Source organism: Zunongwangia sp. L-65 (assembly GCF_056859415.1).
Window position 1 is genome coordinate 1 of sequence record NZ_JBSXOK010000016.1, and the last position, 20,605, is coordinate 20,605.

The 20,605-nt window shown below is 33.4% G+C and carries 17 protein-coding genes and 1 tRNA gene; 17 read left to right on the forward strand and 1 reads right to left on the reverse strand.

Annotated features, from left to right (window positions below):
- Window positions 1-125 precede the first annotated feature (125 nt).
- From AC13DP_RS00470 to AC13DP_RS00540, 15 genes are all read left to right on the forward strand, one after another.
- Entirely contained in the window at window positions 126-1,136 is a 1,011-nt protein-coding gene (locus tag AC13DP_RS00470; protein ID WP_483067106.1) for a VapE domain-containing protein, read from the forward strand.
- Window positions 1,137-1,285: 149 nt separating this feature from the next.
- On the forward strand, window positions 1,286-2,131 hold the full coding sequence (locus AC13DP_RS00475) for a toprim domain-containing protein (protein ID WP_483067107.1): 846 nt from the start codon (window positions 1,286-1,288) through the stop codon (window positions 2,129-2,131).
- Window positions 2,132-2,289: 158 nt separating this feature from the next.
- A complete protein-coding gene (locus AC13DP_RS00480; protein ID WP_483067108.1) occupies window positions 2,290-2,754 on the forward strand; it encodes a BfmA/BtgA family mobilization protein in 465 nt (154 codons plus the stop codon).
- The gene (locus AC13DP_RS00485; protein WP_483067109.1) at window positions 2,751-3,671 is read left to right on the forward strand and encodes a DUF5712 family protein; all 921 of its coding nucleotides are present in this window, start codon (window positions 2,751-2,753) and stop codon (window positions 3,669-3,671) included. The genes AC13DP_RS00480 and AC13DP_RS00485 overlap by 4 nt, the downstream gene beginning before the upstream one ends.
- Window positions 3,672-4,143: 472 nt before the next feature.
- The gene (locus AC13DP_RS00490) at window positions 4,144-5,121 is read left to right on the forward strand and encodes an IS1380 family transposase (RefSeq protein ID WP_483067110.1); all 978 of its coding nucleotides are present in this window, start codon (window positions 4,144-4,146) and stop codon (window positions 5,119-5,121) included.
- Between the two features lie 536 nt (window positions 5,122-5,657).
- Entirely contained in the window at window positions 5,658-6,557 is a 900-nt protein-coding gene (locus AC13DP_RS00495) for a hypothetical protein (protein WP_483067111.1), read from the forward strand.
- Between the two features lie 180 nt (window positions 6,558-6,737).
- The gene (locus AC13DP_RS00500; protein WP_483067112.1) at window positions 6,738-7,148 is read left to right on the forward strand and encodes a TIR domain-containing protein; all 411 of its coding nucleotides are present in this window, start codon (window positions 6,738-6,740) and stop codon (window positions 7,146-7,148) included.
- Window positions 7,132-8,022, forward strand: coding sequence for a DUF4231 domain-containing protein (locus AC13DP_RS00505; protein WP_483067113.1), 891 nt, complete (start codon window positions 7,132-7,134; stop codon window positions 8,020-8,022). Before AC13DP_RS00500 ends, AC13DP_RS00505 begins: the two co-directional genes overlap by 17 nt.
- A 632-nt stretch (window positions 8,023-8,654) precedes the next feature.
- Window positions 8,655-9,056 (forward strand): hypothetical protein, encoded by a 402-nt coding sequence (locus tag AC13DP_RS00510; RefSeq protein ID WP_483067114.1) that lies wholly within the window; start codon window positions 8,655-8,657, stop codon window positions 9,054-9,056.
- 16 nt (window positions 9,057-9,072) lie between these two features.
- Window positions 9,073-9,534 (forward strand): hypothetical protein, encoded by a 462-nt coding sequence (locus tag AC13DP_RS00515; RefSeq protein ID WP_483067115.1) that lies wholly within the window; start codon window positions 9,073-9,075, stop codon window positions 9,532-9,534.
- 103 nt (window positions 9,535-9,637) lie between these two features.
- A complete protein-coding gene (locus AC13DP_RS00520) occupies window positions 9,638-10,432 on the forward strand; it encodes a type IV toxin-antitoxin system AbiEi family antitoxin (protein WP_483067116.1) in 795 nt (264 codons plus the stop codon).
- On the forward strand, window positions 10,429-11,226 hold the full coding sequence (locus AC13DP_RS00525; RefSeq protein WP_483067117.1) for a nucleotidyl transferase AbiEii/AbiGii toxin family protein: 798 nt from the start codon (window positions 10,429-10,431) through the stop codon (window positions 11,224-11,226). The genes AC13DP_RS00520 and AC13DP_RS00525 overlap by 4 nt, the downstream gene beginning before the upstream one ends.
- A gap of 66 nt (window positions 11,227-11,292) precedes the next feature.
- The gene (locus tag AC13DP_RS00530) at window positions 11,293-14,034 is read left to right on the forward strand and encodes a class I SAM-dependent DNA methyltransferase (RefSeq protein ID WP_483067118.1); all 2,742 of its coding nucleotides are present in this window, start codon (window positions 11,293-11,295) and stop codon (window positions 14,032-14,034) included.
- 5 nt (window positions 14,035-14,039) lie between these two features.
- Window positions 14,040-16,100: a DEAD/DEAH box helicase gene (locus tag AC13DP_RS00535; RefSeq protein ID WP_483067119.1), complete on the forward strand. Its 2,061-nt coding sequence runs from the start codon at window positions 14,040-14,042 to the stop codon at window positions 16,098-16,100.
- Window positions 16,093-17,301: a GIY-YIG nuclease family protein gene (locus tag AC13DP_RS00540; protein ID WP_483067120.1), complete on the forward strand. Its 1,209-nt coding sequence runs from the start codon at window positions 16,093-16,095 to the stop codon at window positions 17,299-17,301. Before AC13DP_RS00535 ends, AC13DP_RS00540 begins: the two co-directional genes overlap by 8 nt.
- Window positions 17,302-17,915: 614 nt before the next feature.
- Here AC13DP_RS00540 and AC13DP_RS00545 read toward each other — a convergent pair.
- Window positions 17,916-18,000: transfer RNA gene (locus tag AC13DP_RS00545), tRNA-Ser, on the reverse strand.
- 195 nt (window positions 18,001-18,195) lie between these two features.
- Between AC13DP_RS00545 and AC13DP_RS00550 the strand changes: the two genes are divergently transcribed.
- Window positions 18,196-18,903: an SGNH/GDSL hydrolase family protein gene (locus tag AC13DP_RS00550; RefSeq protein ID WP_483067121.1), complete on the forward strand. Its 708-nt coding sequence runs from the start codon at window positions 18,196-18,198 to the stop codon at window positions 18,901-18,903.
- A gap of 119 nt (window positions 18,904-19,022) precedes the next feature.
- The gene (locus AC13DP_RS00555; protein ID WP_347406730.1) at window positions 19,023-20,027 is read left to right on the forward strand and encodes a M28 family metallopeptidase; all 1,005 of its coding nucleotides are present in this window, start codon (window positions 19,023-19,025) and stop codon (window positions 20,025-20,027) included.
- Window positions 20,028-20,605 lie beyond the last annotated feature (578 nt).

Sequence of the window (20,605 nt, forward strand, 5' to 3'; positions counted from 1 at the left end):
AGCATGAGCAAAATCAGCATAAATAAGGGTTGTTAACAAAAGAGGTAAGTTATGAGTCTCCCCCCAGACCCCCCTCTTTTTAACAACATTATCTCATTTAATTTATTAGGTTTATTGTCCTAAGGATGGGGGGAATTATACTCGAACAAGTAGGTATTACTATAAGTCTCCCAAAATTAGAGATACTCTTTAAAAGCCATTTAATAGATAGATATAATCCAATAGGAGGTTATTTTAAATCTTTACCTGAATGGGATGGTATTGATCATATTAAAAAACTATGCAGTTATATAAAGGCCGATGACGATGAGTTACTTCATTACCATATGGAAAAATGGCTTACACGAGCAGTTTTATGCTCTTTAGTTGATGACAAAGTAAACAAACAGTGTTTAGTATTTACTAGCTCTAAACAGAACGTAGGTAAAACTACATTCTTTAGGTTTCTTGCTCCAAAAGAATTAAAAGACTATTACGTAGAGGATATCGGCACAGACAAAGATAGCCTTATCAAATTAAGTAAAAACTTTATAATTAACATCGACGAATTATCTATTCAAGGCCAGGGTAACATAAAAACTCTGAAATCTTTTATCTCCAGAGGAAGTATTAATGAAAGATTACCATATGGCAAACGCCAAGAACGTTTAGAAAGGAGAAGTAATTTTGTAGCCTCTACAAATGAAATGGATTTTTTAGTAGATGAAACGGGCAATGTTAGGTGGCTGATTTTCGAAATTTTCTCAATCGATTTTGACTATTCAAAAATTAACATTGATAAAGTATGGGCGCAAGCATATTTCAATGCTTTTAAAAGGAAAAACTACAATCCCGAATTAAATACTGAGGATATTCTCAAAAACGAAAAGAGAAATGAACTATTCCTTAATTGGACAATGGAGAAAGAACTTATTGTAAAATACCTAGAGCCAGGAACAAATGAAAAAGATTTTATGACAGCTACAGATGTTATAATTGAATTACGAGCGATGGGTGTAGGACTAAGTTTAAGCAAAATTAAAATCGGGAAAGCACTCAAGATGCTCAAGTTTCCAGTCGCTCGCCATATGGGCGAAAAGAGAGCTCACGGATATTTAGTTAAACCGAAAGATCTAAGTGCAAAAAACAAAAATTAGTCCTAGTTCTTACCCAAAAAACATAAACATCTAAAAAACAATATTTTATAATCATATATCCTCATAAATATATCTTACCCAACCTTACCCAGAAATTAATAAGGTTCTTAAAATAAAACTTACATACATTAATTAAAATCCAATATAAAATGAACTGTAATGATGCAAATGATATTTCCATCTATAATTTACTTTTAGAAATGGGGGTGAAATGTAGAAAGCATAACTCAAGCCAAGCATGGTTTTTAAGTCCATTCCGGAATGAAACCATAGCCTCATTTAAAGTCTCTAAACAATTAAATAAATGGTATGACCACGGAGAAGGTATAGGAGGCAATACTATTGATCTTATTACCCGGTTAAAAAATTGTTCCGTAAAGGAAGCATTGAACTTCCTAAATGAGGGATCTTTTTCTTTTCACAAGCCGGAAACTTTCCAGAATGAAGATAAACCACGTTTTGAAATTCTTAAAAAACAGAATTTGCAGAATGAAGCATTGGTAAATTATTTGGAATCCAGGGGTATCTCTTACCCCCTAGCTAGAATTTATTGCTTTGAGCTCTATTACAGGATTAATGGTAAAATATTTTTCGCAATTGCTTTCAATAATAATTCAGGAGGTATGGAACTACGCAATAAATATTTTAAAGGCTCTATTGGTTCAAAAGAATATACGCTGATTAAAAACGACTCATCACAGGTCAAAATTTTTGAAGGGTTTATAGACTTCCTCTCATATTTAGAGATATATCCTGGGGTAATAAATTTCTCAGATTATTTGATTTGTAACTCTACGGCAATTGTAGATAGGATTATCCCTATTATAAAAAAGTACTCAAAAATTGATTTATATATGGATAATGATGAATCAGGTTGTAAAGCTGAGAGTCTTATTATGAATAACTGTATTCAAGCAAGACCGAAAAATAATCTATATACCGGATTTAAGGATTTAAACGAAAAGCTCGTCGCAAATGTATGCCGAAGGAAATAGCAAGAAGGGTAGGGGCCTCTCCCCCTACCTCTTCTTGCTCTGCGAGGCTTAAACCCTGCTATCATTGAGATTGTAGAATAAAACAAAATATATCGAATTATAGAAATCCTATATAAAACAGACTAACTAATTAATAACCAGATCAAAATAGTATAAAAATGAAAAAGAAAAGCGTTTTGATATCATCTTTTCACCATAAGGAACTTCAGAAATTATCGGAAGCCAACTCCCTCAGCTATTACAAATTGGTTGAAGAGATGATCATTTATTTTAAGAAAACGGGTATAAACCCAAGAGAGCCAAAAAATGAAAGTCCGGTAAAAGCACTAAAGGAGTTGGATAAAAGAATGGTTTCTTTTTTAAGAGCTCAAGAACGGGATATCCTCAAGCCGCTCCGGGAAGAAGTCTATAATTATTCCAAAGATCAAAACCGGGAAATTCAAAAGGTAGCATCTGAAATAATCAGGATACGTGAACAACTTAATAACCACGAGCGAAAAAGAACGGAAATGACTTTAGAGGAGCTTAAAAAGCAACGCAAAGGCATACTGGTAATTGCACAACTAATAGATACTCGGAACAAATCTGGCATTTTGGGTAAAATCAATAAAATCTTTGAATGATGCCAATTAGTAAACCCCACAGCACTTTAGGTGCAAATAATACTGGTAGCTGCTATTCCCTGGCTCAATATTTAGATAAAGAAAACCAGGAGTTGGAAAAAAGGATAGGTACTTCAAAAAGTATTTCAGATATAGCGCTTTTTGAAAAGAGAAAACAGCATTTTTTTGATGCCTCTTCTAACCAGGTGAGTATAGTCTCTGTTATTGACAAGATTGATAATAACAAAAAGAAGCTAGGTAAGAAAGATGCTAAATATTACGCTCCTACCGTTAGTTTTAGCCAGAAAGAACTGGAACATTTATCTGAAATAGCCACAGGTAGAAAGGTGGACAACGTTTGGGAGCTTTCCGATTCTGAATATTTAAAATTCAATAATCTGATAAGAGAATACGGGCGGAAGGTAATGGACGGTTACGCTGTCAATTTTAATAGACAGAATAAAGGATTAAATGAAGGCCAGGATTTAGTTTATTTTGGTAAGATTGAGCATTTCCGAAAATTCAAAGGAAACGATGATAAAGTAAAAAATGGAGCTTTTCGATCTGGAGATTATAAACCAGGGTTAAACTCCCATATCCATTTTATTGTAAGTCGGAAGGATAAAACTCAGAAAATGAAGTTAAGCCCGGTGGCCAATGCACGCTCCAAAGAAAGGACGATTGGAAACAACAAATATCACGTTGGCTTTGATCGGACCGAATGGATTAAAAAAAATGAGAAAACCTTTGATAAATTATTTAAATATAAACGTAAAGAAATGGAAAAGTTTGAAATCCTGAACATTTTAAAAAATGGCTCTCCAAAGGAAAAGGACGAACTCCTATTCAAAATTGGCCAAGTAAAAAAAAAGCAAAGAAAGATGGAAAATCAAGGGCTGAACCGGGATTACAAAGTAAAAAAAGGGAGATTCCGCTGATAGTAAGATTAAAATGTTCAGGTCAAAAAAAAATTAGAACCTAAAATCGTAAAATGGAAATAAAAAAAGTGATGTATTTTACTTATATTTAAGTTGTTAACACAAAATATAAAATAAAACAAACATCACTTTGAAGGTGAAAAGTACAAAGAATAAACTAAACGGAAAAGCGAAAGTTGTAAAGCATTCATTCTCAGGAAATCGTCTTACTAAATACGCAGGTCTCAACCCTATCCTCCGATTTATGAACAAACAGCTTGGTGCAAATGTTTAGTAGTTCCTTCCCCACCCACTGGCAAAACGCCACAAAATTCGGTAAAGATCAGATTTTATTAGTTATTGTAATGGCCTCCATAAGCGGAGTCAGTCGGATCAAAAAAATCTCCAACTTCAGTAATGATGGACTGATTAAGACCTTATTGAAACTTGACAAAGGTATCAACCAGAATGCAATATCGGCCACCTTAAAAAAATGGGACAAGGTGGTGCACGTAAGTTACAGGAGCTATTACTTGACAAAAACGCAGCTTGGTTGAAAAAGAGCAAATTGGCCAGCATAACTTTGGATGCCGATTCGACCGTCAAAACAGTTTGCGGCAATCAGACAGGGGCCGCCAAAGGATATAATCCTATAAAGAAAGGTTCCAAGAGCTATCATCCACTCTTGATTTTTGTAAGCGAATTAAAAATGCTCTACCACAGTTGGTTCAGGACCGGTTCAGCCTTTACTTCCAACGGTATCACGGATTTTTTACAAGAGGTCAAAGCCAGTCTGCCCAATACTGTCGATAAGGTATTCTTCCGTGCCGACAGTGGCTTTTTCTCTGGAGATCTCTTTGACTTGTTGGAGGATTACAACTGGGACTATTTGGTAAAGGTAAAGCTGAAAAATCTCAAAAAACTGCTGGAAAGGCAAGAATGGACAATGATAGATATGGAAAAGGATATTGCCATCTGTGAGTTCTCCTATAAAGCGAAAGGCTGGAAAAAGACCAGGAAGCTCAAGGCCGTACGTACGGTCAAAGAGTATATAGAGGTGGAGTTTCTTGGAGGACGGGATATTGTTCCGTTGTACCAATATGCCTGTTATATCAGTAGCTATGACAAAGATGCCACACAACTACACGAGATATATAAGCTGCGTTCGATCAGCGAAACCTGGATTGAACAGGTGAAAAGTCATACCATGGCCGGGGGTACATTAACTAATAACTTCTGGGCAAATGATATCCTCTGGCAATTAGGAGTCTTAGCTTATAATATTTCTTTAATGATGCGCCAGAAGAAAGACAGGTTCAAAAAACAGGAACACCGTACCTTTATGGAATGGTTTGTAGAGGTTCCGGCAAAGGTAACTTCAAGTGGCCGCAGTATAGAGCTTAAGATGTACGAAAATCATTTCTTTAGAGAGGATTGGGAGGAAATGACGAGTTTACTCGAAGCCGCATAACCAAAACAAAAATCAATATCATCATACATATGCACAGGGATAGGTATGTCCAAAAAATACGTAAAAACAAAAAAATCCCGGAGACACAATAAAAATTACCCCTAAAATAATTATGCCTCCAGAATATTCAGACCAAAATCATAAAAAACATCATTACCAACCAATTCGAAGAAATGACTCTAGCCTAAAAAGTTCGTTTTACATTTTTAGGTAGAACTTGAAATTTATTTCTAAGGAATAATAAATCATTTTTAAGAAAGCTATTCTATAAACTAAAAAACATAAAATATAGAATAAAAAATATATTTTTTAAATGAAGTAACAGTTAGGTTGCAGTTGGCCGACAATTATTATTGTCAATGCACACGAATTTTACCAGGATTTGATGCATATGAAAAAACCTTTAATAGCCTTGAAAAAAATTTCGCCATCCGAGATAAAGGCAATGAGGAGGCTACATTATCCTATATGTATTGTGAATAAAACCTATATTTGGTCTATTATGGCACGTTGTGAGCAAGCAATAAAATTACAATATGAAACAAATATCTTTAAAACAGCTTATTTTAATAATAATTTTGGCGTGGGTAATGACAGGAATTGCCCTATGGTTTTTTTTCCAAGATTGGCAAAAAAGTGCTGCTTTCGGAGACACTTTTGGTTTTATAAATTCACTATTTTCTGGATTAGCTTTAGCTGCAATAATTTTTACAATTTACCTCCAAAAAAATGAGCTTGAGCTTCAAAGAAAAGAATTAAAATTCACTAGAAAGGAACTCAATAGAACAGCAAATGCACAAGAGCAAAACTTAAAAATGATCAATGAGCAATTAAGATTATCTAGTTTACCAATTGTTCAATTTGAAAGTAAGATTATTAATTCAACAAAATTTATAATTATTAACAATCCAAGTCAAAATCCAGCTTTTGATGTTGACATCAGTATTTTTCAAGGTATCAACTCTAAGTCGATTAAACTAATGGAGTTCATCAATAAATTCGTGAAGAAGGATAGACAAGATTATTTTTTTAAAAGGAAAATTAATGAAGACCTATTTTACTTAAGTGAACGCGGTGTTTACTACTCCTTCTTACCGAATAAGAGAATTTTAATTCCAATAGAATACCCTATAAATTCTAATTCTCCAGAAGTTCTTATTCAATATAGAGATGGTTTAAATAATAATTATACACAAAGCATAAAATTTAAAAGAAGTAACGGAAGAAGTAAACCTTATGAATTCTCAATTTTTCGTCCAAAGATACCTACGGTAATGGAAAGAGTTGATTTGATTGAACAGTTTAGGATCGAAAATCCACCAAACTTGATAAAAGAATATTGTAATAAAGCCGATAATTCAATTTCCGTCAGTTCTTTAATTGATAAAAGCAATTACAATGTAGAAGGGAGATGGTTTATGGAAAATATGAAATAGTGCATAACGATTTGATTCATAGTAAATAATGGGTACTGACGAAAAAGTATAATTTTAGAAACCAATTATAAAAACACCTAAACCAAAAATTCCGTATCCTTACTCCCGTAGTTTGCGGTAAAAGGAGGCGTTTTGCCCAATGCTAAATAATAATTGTAACTTTATTAAAAATTTTCAATTATGCCAGAATTACATAGATACAGACTTTTTATTAGCCACGCTTGGCACAGACACGAAGCATACGATAGAATGATTAGGTTTTTAGATGATGCACCAAACTTTATCTACTCAAATTATAGTGTACCAAATGACAAAGCATTTGATAATATGAGTGTTAAAGAACTTGAAGAAGAAATAAGACAGCAAATAAGACCGGTCGAATCAGTCATAATTCTTGGAGGTATATATGTTTCATATAGTAAATGGATTCAATTTGAAATAGATTATGCTAAAAAATTGATGAAGCCAATAATTGGAGTAAAACCTTGGGGATCACAAAGAATGCCTTCTGCTGTACAAGATGCTGCAAATACAATCGTCGGTTGGAATAGTAGTTCAATAGTTTCTGCAATACGTGAGTACTCAAAATAAATTTGATAGACCAGAATATCCAGCTTTATATAATGCTGCTAATAAAGCTTCAATAGATAGCCAAAGTAATTATATGCTTGGCTTGAAATGGTATTTGACATTGACGGTTATTGCAGCTGTCCTTTCAATTTATGTAAGAGAATCTAGAGAAGCCGGAATAATAGCTGCAATAATATTTTTTACTGCTCTCTTTCTTACAATATTTCAAGCATTCAAAAGGTTCGATAAAACTTGGTACAATGGCCGAGCTGTAGCAGAATCTGTTAAAACAAGAACCTGGAGGTTCATAATGAGGGCAGAACCTTATTTTGATTGCGATAATATTTCCGAAGTTAAAAAAGATTTTTGTGCCGATCTGAATGACATTTTAGATCAAAATAAAGATTTAGGAGAATTTCTAGCACATCCAAGTATGAAAGAAGAAACAATTTCTAAAAATATGCTACAAATTAGGAATTGGGATTGGGAAGAAAGATTAAACTATTACATAAGCAATAGAATAAACGAGCAAAGGAATTGGTATTTTATTAAAGCAAATCAAAATAAAAGGCTTGCTTTCTATTGGTTTATTGGACTAGTAGTAATACAATCTCTTGTTATCATTTTCTTACTATTGGAAATCGGATACGAACTGTACTTTCTCCCTACAGCAGCATTAATTGTTTTAGGTAATTCGGTGTTAAGTTGGATGCAAATTAAAAGATATCAAGATTTAACTACTTCCTATTCTTTAACAGCACACGAAATTGGAATTTTAAAGAGTCAAAGTTTTCAAGTGACCGGAGAGAAAACATTATCTGATTTTGTGAAAGATGCAGAAAATGCGTTTTCACGTGAACATACTCAATGGGTTGCAAGAAAAGACAAACATTAGTACTGGGCTCAACAACAAGTCGGTTCAGCGCAAATAATGGTTTTTATTGAATAAAGTATAATTTTAATGGTCAATTATGTAACAACTAAGCCGACGAACCCGTGTCCCTACTCCCGCAACCTCCGATAACCGTAATCACTAAGCATTAAACCCAAAAAGTCCTGGTCCAATAATGCCTAAATAAAAACTATTCCTATATTTGATACGGAAGTCCGGTAAATATGCCGCAACTTCGTAAAACTGAGAAATAAAAAGTTGAGATTATATTTAATGTTTTAAAAAACTTAGAATATAAAATCAATTCAAAAGAAACTATTATTTAGACTAGGAAATAAATAATAAAAACTAAATTTTATAAATCTTAAAAATATAATCTATAGAATAAAAAATATATTTTTTATAAAATAAAATTCTTAAGCGTTTAGCTTTTGATTTGGTTTTAGAAACTCGCCAGGTTTTTGAATTCCGCCATTATCAAAGTTAAGACGCCCACGTCACTGCGTGGGCTGTTTTACTTATGTTGGCGGATAAGGTTTCTGGCGAGACCTCTAAAACCCGTAAGTTGCAGTTCCACGCTTTTTTATGCGTAAACTTCAAGATCAAAGGCTGACTTAATCTTTAAAATCAAGCCAATGAAAACTTCCCGATTGAAAAATTACAGCTTTGAAGAAATCTTATTATTAAAAAGCCTGGCCAGTCATCCTGATGATGTAGAATATGCCGTAGAATTAATTGAAGAAGGCCTGGATAAATATGCCTCTAAACGTCTATCAAAAATGGTGGATAAATTTCAGAAGGATGGAATCCTCAAATGCGGAATTCATTTACTGGACGAAGATCAAAAGGTTCGAGTTATTTTCAATGGTGATATTCAAAAAATGATCATAAATGCCCCAAACCCTGTTCCGGAAAATATAAAATCCGGCATTGATATTAAGGCTGTTATTGGAAAATTATCCTGCTCCAACCTTGATTTAACTGAAATTAATTACCTCACTACTCTCTTAAAGAAGGATGCTGTAACCCAATTCTAACCTAAAACTATTTATTATGAAGAAAATTATTTATCTATTACCACTTTTGTTGTTATGTCTATCTTGTAGTAATGACTCGTCAGATGATCTACCAGGTAATGAAACCGAAGGTAGCATCTTTACGGTAGAATATTCACAAACTGGTGATAGTGATCAATTCAGTCAGGAAATTACTTTTTATTCTGCGTATGGATGGAAAGATACAGATACCGAGAATGATGTTGATGCCAACCTGAATTCGGAAAATTCTGCCCTGCCGGGGTCTTTATCTTATACAACTAAGCAAGCTTCACCTGGTATCTGGGTCACCTACAATGTAGCACCTGATAATGTAGAAGAAGGGATATCACTTGATGTTACTTTTAAATTTTATAAGGATGGTGAACTCATTGATACTAAGAACCTTTCTATAGGTGATGAAAGTACCGCTACCGATAGCTTTCAATGGGAATATTTTTCAGATACGAGTGATGAATGATTATTTTCCAACTTATATAAGTTAGAAAAATCTCATTATATTTATTAGTGTTATTTCGAGAAATAAGGTAAAAATCACTATATTTCTCGAAATTTTACTAAAGTTGAGTCTAAGCGAATTTATAAAAGAGCGATTGTCATTCGAAGAATATGCTTTTACCTGGGATGAATTAGTTGAAAGCACATCCGGTAAATCGGAATCTTTGATACGTAACGACCTCTATTATGCTGTGGGAAATGGTAATGTGGTTTCATTACGGCATAAGTTTTATCTAATTATTCCGCCCAGGTATTCTCATTCCGGCAAATTACCCATTGAGTTATACATTGATAAACTATTTACTTTTTTAAATAGGAACTATTATTTAGGCTTGTATTCTGCGGCCAGGTATTATGGTGCTAGTCATCAACAAATTCAAAAGGAGTATGTACTTCACGATAAATCTCCGTTACTCTCTGTTTCAAAAGGAGCTATTAAGCTTGACTTTTTCACGGTTTCCAACTGGCCAGAAAAAAATATCTTAAATCGTAAAGGAGATGCGGGAATGTTTAAAATATCCAGTCCGGCATTAACAGCAGTCGATTTACTGCACCATCAATCCAAAATCGGTGGATTGAACAGAACCCTTTCCATTCTGGAAGAATTGGTTGAAGAAATAGAAGTTTCAGATGTAAAAGATTTGCTATCCTGGTATTCCCAAAAAAGTGTACTGCAACGTTTTGGTTTCTTACTAAATGAATATGATTCCAGTTCTGAACCTGCTGAACTAATTTATAATCATTTGAAGCTTCAAAAATTCTATCCTGTTTTATTGAGCCCGAAATCAAACCAAAAAGCAGGAGCGGTCAACAACCGCTGGAAAGTTGATGTTAATATTAAAATGGAAAGTGATTTATGATTCCAAGACCAGATATAGCTAAGTGGCAGATAAATGCCCCCTGGAAAGAATTTATGCAAGTTGAACAAGATTTAGTGATAAGCAGAACCTTAGTGGAATTATTTTCCGATGACTTTTTGAGAGAGAATCTCGCTTTTCGCGGCGGGACTGCACTACATAAACTTTACTTAAACCCCGCTCCAAGATATTCCGAAGATATTGACCTGGTGCAAATAAAACCGGGACCAATTAAACCAATTATGAAACGTATAGGTGAAGTTGTAACTTTCTTTGAAGAAGAAAGGCGTACTCAAGTTAAAGGACACGGCGCAAAAGCCTTATATCGTTTTTATTCAGAATATGAGAATATTAGGTTAAGATTAAAGCTAGAAATAAATTGTAAAGAACATTTTAATGTTTTGCCCTGGATTGAATATCCTTTTGAAGTTAAAAGCAACTGGTTTGAAGGGATAGCAAATATTCGCACTTATAACATCAACGAATTATTGGGAACAAAATTAAGAGCATTATATCAACGAAGTAAGGGGAGAGATCTCTTCGACCTGGACTACTCCAGGCGCAATATGGAGATAGATATTGATATGCTTTTAAGGTCTTTTAAAACCTATATGGATTTTTCGGTTGGACGATCACCTAGTGCCAAAGAGTTTTTATTAAATATAGAAGAAAAAGAAAATGATCCCGATTTTACAGGTGATATGGAAGCTTTGCTCAGATCTGAAATTGAATATGACCAAAAACAGGCGTTTGATTGGTTAAAGACAGAAGTAATACCAAACATTAAAAATAGCTGAAATAGACTGTAAAAGTCTTACACAGAAATAACAATCTATTGCTAAGATCAATAATATTAATATAGAATGACCCCAGTAGAAATAGAAGAAGCAGTATCGGAATTGGCATTAAAGCCTTTTGAAGCAGAGGAATTTCCTTTTTCTTTTTTAGAGGCTTTTGGTAATAAAAGCACGACTATTAAAAAGTTGCGTAATGGTACTTCAAATAAAACAGATGTTAAGGGAGCAATTCTACAGCGTAATAATATCCATATTCTTCCAAGTGAAAAAGGAAGAGTAACCGAATCATTAGAAGTAATACGGGATAGTCCTTCCACTAGAAAAAATAAAGCGGAGTTTATTTTAGCTACAGATGGTATAGATTTTCAAGCCGAAAACATAATAACAGGTGAAACAATAGTTTGTGAGTACAAAGACTTTCATAATTATTTCGGTTTTTTCCTTTCACTAGCAAATATTACAACAGTAAAACAAATACGTGAAAGCGCATTTGATATTAAAGCTACAAGTCGTTTAAATAAACTTTATGTAGAGTTATTACAACACAATCCAGATTGGGCAACAATAGAACGTCGTCCAGATATGAATCACTTTTTGGCAAGATTAATTTTTTGCTTTTTTGCAGAGGATACAGATATTTTTAAAGACAATCTTTTTACAAATACAGTTCAAAAATATAGTGCAACGGATGCTTCAGACACACACATAATAATAAGTGAGATGTTTAGAGCAATGGATATCAAAAAAAATGAACGTGAAAAAGAAAAAATAAAAGTCTGGGGTAAAGACTTTCCCTATGTAAATGGTGAGTTATTTTCTGGTTTTACAGAAGTACCGAAGTTTACCAAAATAGCACGCTCTTATTTATTACACGTTGGTAGTTTAGATTGGAAGCAAATTAACCCAGATATATTTGGGTCAATGATTCAAGCTGTTGCAGACGAAGATGAGCGCGGTTCTTTAGGGATGCATTATACGTCAGTTCCAAATATTTTAAAGGTATTAAACCCTTTATTTTTAGATGATTTACGAGAGCAATTAGAAAAAGCAGAAGACAACAGTCGTAAATTGCTCAATCTACGTAACCGTATGGCGCACATAAGAGTATTTGACCCTGCTTGTGGTTCAGGTAATTTTTTGGTAATTGCGTATAAAGAAATGCGTAAAATAGAAAATGAGATTAACATTAAACGAGGTGAACTTAATAAAGCAAGTGAAATACCATTAACGAACTTTAGAGGTATTGAATTAAAAGATTTTTCAGCAGAAGTAGCTCGTTTAGCTTTAATTATTGCAGAGTACCAATGTGATGTGTTGTATAGGGGGCAAAGACTTGCACTTGCAGAATTTTTACCTTTAGATGCGCAAAATTGGATTGTTAAAGGTAATGCATTAACGCTTAATTGGCTTACAGTTTGTAATTCAAAAGGTACAGCAGTAAAATTGCAAGGAGATGATTTGTTTTCAACACCTCAAAATCAAGCAGAAATAGGATTTGATAATGAAGGTGGTGAAACTTATATATGTGGTAATCCACCGTATATAGGTAGGAAAAAACAAACTGATGAACAAAAAAGGGAATTAAAAAAAATATTTGGTAATAGGTCAAAAGATACTTTATCTCTTGATTATGTTTCAGGTTGGTTTATGAAAGCTGTAGACTATATGAATTTAACTAATTCCGATGCAGCGTTTGTAAGTACTAATTCAGTTTGTCAAGGCATACAAGTTTCAGCACTGTGGTCAGTTATATTTGCTGAAAATGTAAATATTTCATTTGCGTATCAATCTTTTAAATGGTCAAATCTTGCAAGCTATAATGCTGGTGTAACAGTTTCAATAATTGGTCTTACCAAGAAATCGAAAAAAAGGACTTTGTATTCTATTAATGCAAAGGAAGAAATTGAGGCAAAGGAAGTTGATAATATAAATGCATATTTAGTTCCTGGAGATAATTTATTTATTTCAAAAGCCAATAAACCGAATGATGATAAGTTTCCAATGCAATTTGGGAATCATCCGTATTATGCAAATGAACTAATGTTAGATTCTGTTGAAGCTAGAAATCTTAAGTTCAAAAAATCTATTAACAATAATTTTATACGTCCATTATATGGTTCAAGAGAATGTATAACTGACAGACCGAGATATTGTGTTTGGTTGAGTGATGATGAAAAAGAGCTAGCATATAAAAACGATGTATTAAAACAAAGAATTGAACAAGTAAGGAAAGCAAGAGCATCTAAAACAAAGGATAAACAGGCTCAAAAATTGATAGATTATCCTTATCGTTTTCGTGATCAGCACGTTGCTAAAAAAAAATTATTAGTAATACCTATAGTTAGTTCAGAAAATCGAGATTACCTACCTGTTAATTTAAAAGCTTCGGATGCAATTATTCACAATAAGGCATTTGCTATGTATGATGCACCTCTTTGGAATATGGCTTTAATTGCTTCTCGTTTACACTTAATTTGGATTGGAACTGTTTGCGTTCGTTTAGAAATGAGATTTTCTTATTCAAATACTTTGGGTTGGAATACATTTCCTTTACCAACATTAACTCAAAAGAATAAAGAAGATTTAACTACAACAGCAGAAGAAATACTAATAGCAAGAGAACGTCATTTCCCTGCAACAATAGCGGACTTATACGACCCAGAAAAAATGCCTAAAGATTTAAGATTAGCGCACGAACGTAATGATGAAGTTTTAGAGCGTATTTATATTGGTCGTAAATTTAAAAATGATACCGAGCGTTTAGAAAAACTATTTGAACTCTATACCAAAATGACTGCCAAAAAATAATAAGAATGAGTAAAGAAAAAAATATACCTACAATTACAGTAAACTATAATAATAACGGTAGTTCTGTTACCTCTAATGAATTGGGGATGCGTGCTATGCAAGAATTAGCGTATGAAAAGCGTGGTGAACAATATCTGTTAATTAAATCGCCGCCTGCATCTGGTAAAAGTAGAGCCTTAATGTTTATAGCGTTAGATAAACTAAACAATCAAGGTATTAAACAAGCTATTATTGCTGTTCCAGAAAAATCTATTGGTTCTAGTTTTAATAATGAGCCATTATCTAAATATGGATATTATTATGATTGGGTAGTGACACCAAAATGGAATTTATGTAATTCACCAGGAGAAGATGGCGGTAAAGTAAATTCAGTCAAAGCTTTTCTGGAAAGTGAAGATAAAGTTTTAGTATGTACACACGCTACATTTCGCTTTGCAGTAGAACGTTTTGGTGTTGAAATTTTTGATGATAGATTAATTGCAATAGACGAGTTTCATCACGTTAGTGCTAATGATAATAATGTATTAGGTTCTCAACTTAAAGATTTTATAGAAAGAGATAAAGTACATATTGTAGCTATGACTGGTTCTTATTTTAGAGGCGATGCTAACCCTGTTTTAATGCCTGATGATGAATTGAAATTTGAACCAGTAACTTATACCTACTATGAGCAATTAAGTGGTTATGAGCATTTAAAAACTTTAAATATTGGCTATTATTTTTATAGTGGAGCTTATACAGATGACCTAACAAAAGTTTTAAATCCAGATGAAAAAACAATCATTCATATTCCAAATGTCAATTCTAGAGAAAGTATTGGAGGTACTAGATTTAAACATCAAGAGGTAGATAATATTTTAAATGAATTAGGAGAATGGCAAGGTATTGAAGAAGCTACTGGTTTTCATATTGTAAAAACAAATTCAGGTAAAATCATAAAAATAGCAGACCTTGTAAATGATGATGCTTCTAAACGACCTTTAGTACAAGCAGCACTAAAGATGCCAGAAATCAAAACGAATCGAGACCACGTAGATATTATTATTGCTTTAGGTATGGCAAAAGAAGGTTTTGATTGGATTTGGTGCGAACACGCTTTAACAATAGGGTATCGTTCTAGTTTAACAGAAATTGTTCAAATTATAGGTAGAGCAACTCGTGACGCCCCAAATAAAACACAAGCAAGATTCACGAATTTAATAGCAGAGGTAGATGCTTCTGAAGATTCTGTGACAGATGCTGTAAATGATACGCTAAAAGCTATTTCAGCGAGTTTATTAATGGAGCAAGTTCTAGCACCAAAATTCAATTTCACACCTAAAAATCCTCAAAGTAAAGAACAAGAAGGCTATGATTATGGTGAAGGTGGTTATGACCCTAACAAGGAGAATGTTGGATGGAATGAAGAAAAAGGCGAATTTCAAGTTGAAATTAAAGGTTTAGCAATGCCAGAAAGTGAAGATGCTAAACGTATATGTAAAGAAGATTTAAACGAGGTAATTGCAGCTTTTGCACAAGATAAAGATTCAATTGGTAGAGGGTTGTTTGATGAAGAATTAGTACCACAAGAATTAACTCAAGTACGTTTGGGTAAGATTATTAAAGAGAAGTATCCAGAAATTGATGATGAAGATATTGAGGCTATTAGACAGCACGCTATAGCAGCTCTTAATATTACGCAAATGGCGAAACAATCTATAAATAATGAAGAGAATGATAATATTAAAGCAAATACAGCTTTAATTGATGGTATTAGAAAATTTGCAATGGATGTTAGAGATTTAGATGTAGATTGGATAGATAGCATAAATCCATTTAGCGAAGCATACTCAATCCTTTCAAAAGCAATGACAGAAAAAAGCTTAAAAGCAATGGCTGAAGTTATATCTGGTAAAAAACCTAATATAAATCTTGAAGAAGCTAGAGAATTGGCTAAACGAGCTTTAAAGTTTAAAAATGAACGAGGGAGATTGCCGGATATTAAATCAGCAGATCCTTGGGAGCAACGTATGGCACAAGGTATTGCATATTTAGCTAGAAAAAAAACAGAAGAACAGAATGGCTAAAAAAGATAAATTTACAGCAGAAGATGATGAGTTATTAGCAGCTTTAGGTGTAGAAGTAGAAGAGAAAAAGAAAACTACATTTACAGCTTTAGAAGAGCGCGTTATTGCAGGTTTTGAAGAAATTCAAAAATTTGTTGATGAACAAAAACGACTGCCACTTCACGGCGAGGAAAATGATATTTTTGAAAGATTATATGCAGTTAGATTAGAAAAAATTAAGAAGAAGAAAGAGTTTGTAGATTTACTAAAAGAGTTTGATTATCAAAATATACTATCTGGAGAAATTAAAAATTCATTTGAAGTTTCAGAAGATATAGATGATGATGAATTATTAAACCTACTAGGCGTTGAGGAAGAGGAAAATTCGATAACTAATCTTAAACACGTTAAAACTAGAGCAGAAAAAAGAGCTGTTGAAGAATTTGCTAGTAGAACTATTTGTGAGGAGTTTGAGAAATTTAAACCATTATTTGAAAAAGCGAAGAAAGAAATAGAAAACGGTTTTAGAGAAACAATTCGTTTCAGAAAAAATTCAGGTTTCACAAAAACATTTATTAAAGAAAAACTCTTTGTTATCATAAGAGGACAAATGGCTTATATAGCTCATAAAGGCGAAATATTTACAGCACCAAATGGTGAAGAAGATGCTCGTTTAAGAGTTATATACGATAATGGTACAGAGAATGAACTCTTGCAACGTTCCCTTATTAGAGCGATGTACAAGGATGAAACAAGTCGTTTCATTAATACACCCGGTTTAGGTCCTTTATTTTCAGATAAATTAGAAAGTGATGATTTAGAAAGCGGTACTATTTACGTATTACGTTCAAATTCTAAGAATCGTCTAATTGTTCAAAATAGAGAAGTGTTTCATAAAATAGGCGTAACAGGTAACGATATAAATATGCGTATTAAGAATGCAAAGAATGATCCTACTTTTTTAATGGCAGATGTGGAAGTAGTGGCAACTTATAAGTTAGCAAATATCAAACGGCATAAATTAGAAAACCTAATACAATCATTTTTTAAAAACGCTAAATTAGATATAGATATAAAAGACCGTTTTGGAAAACCAGTAATTCCAAAAGAATGGTTTCTTGTACCTTTATTTATTATAGATGAAGTGGTAGATAAAATTAAAGATGGTACGATAGAAGAATATTATTATGATACATCTTCGGCTTCTCTCAAAAGGTACTAGCTCCTTAAGATTTAAGTTTAAATAATTTATAATCATTAAATTTTCTAACCAAAGAACCTTTTCGGAAAGATGATAGTAAAAAATCGGAGGCCTACAATTTAGAAGTTTACGAAAATTGAATTTTTAATTTGGCAAAACAACTGCTTTTATTGATAATAAATTCACTGAAGACTACCTTAATATGATTTAACCTCATTTACTATATCTTTAAAAAAATAAGATATAAAAGAGAAAATCTGTCCGCAATATGTCCGAAAAAAAATGAAAGCCGCTGATAATCAGATGGTTTATTTTTTTTCCGGACATATGGGTAAGACTGGGTAAGATTGGGAAACTAAACTCATATCATACAAACAATTGATTATAAGATGATTAAAACCTATAATTTAATTGGGTAAGTTAATAAGCTATTTCAGAATCTTAAACTTACTTGTATCAAACAGAATCTTTCTATAGATAAAAGATATTTTTTAAATAAAATCGATCCAATAGTATTCATTTCCGTTCACCGAAGCTCATTGAATCTCATCAAAACAAAAAAGCCATATTTACACCAAAACTGGCTGTAAATATGGCTGTAATATTCCTAACTACCTGATAATCAGGTGAAACAGCGGAGAAAGAGGGATTCGAACCCCCGGAGGTGTGACCCTCAACGGTTTTCAAGACCGCCGCATTCGACCACTCTGCCATTTCTCCTGAGTGTCTCATCAGCTATTTGCTGATTGCGGGTGCAAATATAGAAAGCTTTTTCATTTCTACACAATAAAATTTCAATAAATTTTTATCGATTTTTTAGGATACTGATATTCAATAAAAAACAATGCTATTTTTTTCAACTATTCGAATACATATCCCTTTTCGTTACATTTACAATTCAAAACTAACCAAATTATGAAATTGAAGCATTTATTTTATTTAGGATTTCTTTTTTTTAGCGGCCTAATATTTTCACAAAACGAACAATACAAAGAACTTATGAGTCAGGATTGGCCAAATCTAAAGCGATATCGGGAAGCTAACGAACAGGTAAAACAACAGGACAAAGCGGTTACTGCCGTTTTTATGGGAAATTCCATTACCCAGGGCTGGTACGATCAGCACCCTGATTTCTTTACAGAAAATAATTATATAGGTCGGGGTATCAGCGGACAAACCACTCCGCAAATGCTTATCAGGTTTACCCCAGAGGTGATCGATCTACAACCAAAAGTAGTAGTAATCCTTGCCGGTACGAACGATATTGCCGGCAATACCGGGTTTTCTTCGGTAAAAATGATTACCGATAACATTAAAGCCATGGCACAACTGGCCACTGCCAATAACATTAAGGTCGTACTAAGTTCTATACTGCCCGTATACGATTATCCCTGGCGCCCGGGATTAGAACCGGTAGCTAAAATCGCTGAAGTCAATAACTGGCTAAAAACTTATGCCGAAGAAAATGATCATGTGTATCTGGATTATTTTCCTGCGCTGGCCAATGAGCAACAGGGGATGAGAAAAGAATATGCCTCAGATGGTGTTCATCCTACCGATGCAGGGTATAAAGTTATGGAGCCACTAGTAAAAGAGGCCATTGAAAAAGCCTTGAAGCAATAAACTCTTGCATTAACCTCTAAACGCCGTACGAAAGGATTCCGAAAAAAAACAAGTAGAAGTACTTAATTTGAGATAAACTACTATCTTGTGCAACCGAATAGTTAAATTTGATAAATTACATGAAAAAATTATTAGTATTTGCCCTAACTGCCAGTTTAGTTGGCTGCGGCGCGCATCAAAAAGATGTAGATAACGCCGATCCAATGAAATATGCTGAAACCATTACTCCTTCAGATCTAAAGGAACGAGTTTATATTTTTGCCAGTGACGAGTTTGAAGGTCGTGAAACAGGAGAACCGGGACAGAAAAAAGCTGCTGAATATTTAAAAGAACAATATAAAAAGTTTGATATCCCATCGGCCCTGGGTGGTGACGATTACTTTCAGGAAGTACCCAAAAGTTACTTTAGGGGAGATACCAAAGCATCTGAAAACGTGGTTGCTTTTATTAAAGGAAGCGAAAAACCAGAAGAGGTATTAGTTATTTCTTCTCATTACGATCACGTAGGTATGGATAAAGATGGTAACGTATTTAACGGTGCAGATGATGATGCTTCAGGAACTATGGGGGTTGTAGAAATCGCTCAGGCATTTTCAGAAGCCGTAAAAGATGGATACACTCCAAAACGTTCTATTCTTTTCCTTAACAATACCGGAGAAGAAAAAGGACTTGTAGGCTCTAAATTTTATACCGATAATCCAATTTTTCCTTTAGAAGAAACGGTAGCAAACCTTAATATCGATATGATTGGTCGTATTGATCCTGATCATGAAGGTAACAATAACTATATTTATCTTATAGGAAGTGATAAACTAAGTACAGAACTACACGAACTTAGTGAAGAAGTAAATTCTAAATACATGAATTTGGATTTAGATTACACCTATAATGATGAAAACGATCCTAATCGTTTTTATTACAGAAGTGACCATTACAATTTTGCTAAAAACAATGTTCCGGTGATTTTCTATTTTAATGGCGTTCATGCCGATTATCATAAAATCACAGATACTCCAGATAAAATCAATTACGATGCATTATCAAAAAGAGCCCGACTTGTTTTCTTAACTGCCTGGGAAATTGCTAACCGTGACGAACGTTTAGTCGTAGATAAAGCTGAATAATTTTTTCTTCGGAAAACACAAAAAATCCTCATGAAGTTCATGAGGATTTTTTGGTTTTAAAGATGGGGAATTCAAAATTGAAGAGTACTGTGCTTATTGATAACTGAGTTAGAGCATAGAGAATAGATTAGCGAATAGCAAACTATTAATTTTGAATTCTAAATACTAAATTTTGAATGACTTTATACTGTATGCCATAAACTGTATAATGTATATCGAAAACAGACTGCTCGATAAAACAACTTTTAAACCTTGAACTTTCTAACTTTTTACTCAAAAACAGACTTCTCGATACATCAAATTTTGAACCCTGAAGTATTTAGCGACGGCTGAGTGATTGCAACGAAGGAGCAATCGTACCGAAGCCATAGTGGTAAACTGGAGAAACCTTTTATTTGATTGAGATTTCTCGGCTTCATTTCATTGCGCTCGAAATCACAGCGGAGTTATTTGTATTTAGAATATAGAAAAGAGAAGAGAATCAAGATCCAGGAAGCTGGACTATTAATTTTGACTTTTGAATGCTGAATTTTGAATGACTGTTCATGTACAACAGCTTTCAAACTTTTTACTCAAAA

Coding starts and splice junctions, on each gene's coding strand:
- AC13DP_RS00470 (WP_483067106.1), top strand. CDS start 126: ATGGGGGGAATTATACTCGAACAAGTAGGTATTACTATAAGTCTCCCA.
- AC13DP_RS00475 (WP_483067107.1), top strand. CDS start 1,286: ATGAACTGTAATGATGCAAATGATATTTCCATCTATAATTTACTTTTA.
- AC13DP_RS00480 (WP_483067108.1), top strand. CDS start 2,290: ATGAAAAAGAAAAGCGTTTTGATATCATCTTTTCACCATAAGGAACTT.
- AC13DP_RS00485 (WP_483067109.1), top strand. CDS start 2,751: ATGATGCCAATTAGTAAACCCCACAGCACTTTAGGTGCAAATAATACT.
- AC13DP_RS00490 (WP_483067110.1), top strand. CDS start 4,144: ATGGGACAAGGTGGTGCACGTAAGTTACAGGAGCTATTACTTGACAAA.
- AC13DP_RS00495 (WP_483067111.1), top strand. CDS start 5,658: ATGAAACAAATATCTTTAAAACAGCTTATTTTAATAATAATTTTGGCG.
- AC13DP_RS00500 (WP_483067112.1), top strand. CDS start 6,738: ATGCCAGAATTACATAGATACAGACTTTTTATTAGCCACGCTTGGCAC.
- AC13DP_RS00510 (WP_483067114.1), top strand. CDS start 8,655: ATGAAAACTTCCCGATTGAAAAATTACAGCTTTGAAGAAATCTTATTA.
- AC13DP_RS00515 (WP_483067115.1), top strand. CDS start 9,073: ATGAAGAAAATTATTTATCTATTACCACTTTTGTTGTTATGTCTATCT.
- AC13DP_RS00525 (WP_483067117.1), top strand. CDS start 10,429: ATGATTCCAAGACCAGATATAGCTAAGTGGCAGATAAATGCCCCCTGG.
- AC13DP_RS00530 (WP_483067118.1), top strand. CDS start 11,293: ATGACCCCAGTAGAAATAGAAGAAGCAGTATCGGAATTGGCATTAAAG.
- AC13DP_RS00535 (WP_483067119.1), top strand. CDS start 14,040: ATGAGTAAAGAAAAAAATATACCTACAATTACAGTAAACTATAATAAT.
- AC13DP_RS00540 (WP_483067120.1), top strand. CDS start 16,093: ATGGCTAAAAAAGATAAATTTACAGCAGAAGATGATGAGTTATTAGCA.
- AC13DP_RS00550 (WP_483067121.1), top strand. CDS start 18,196: ATGAAATTGAAGCATTTATTTTATTTAGGATTTCTTTTTTTTAGCGGC.
- AC13DP_RS00555 (WP_347406730.1), top strand. CDS start 19,023: ATGAAAAAATTATTAGTATTTGCCCTAACTGCCAGTTTAGTTGGCTGC.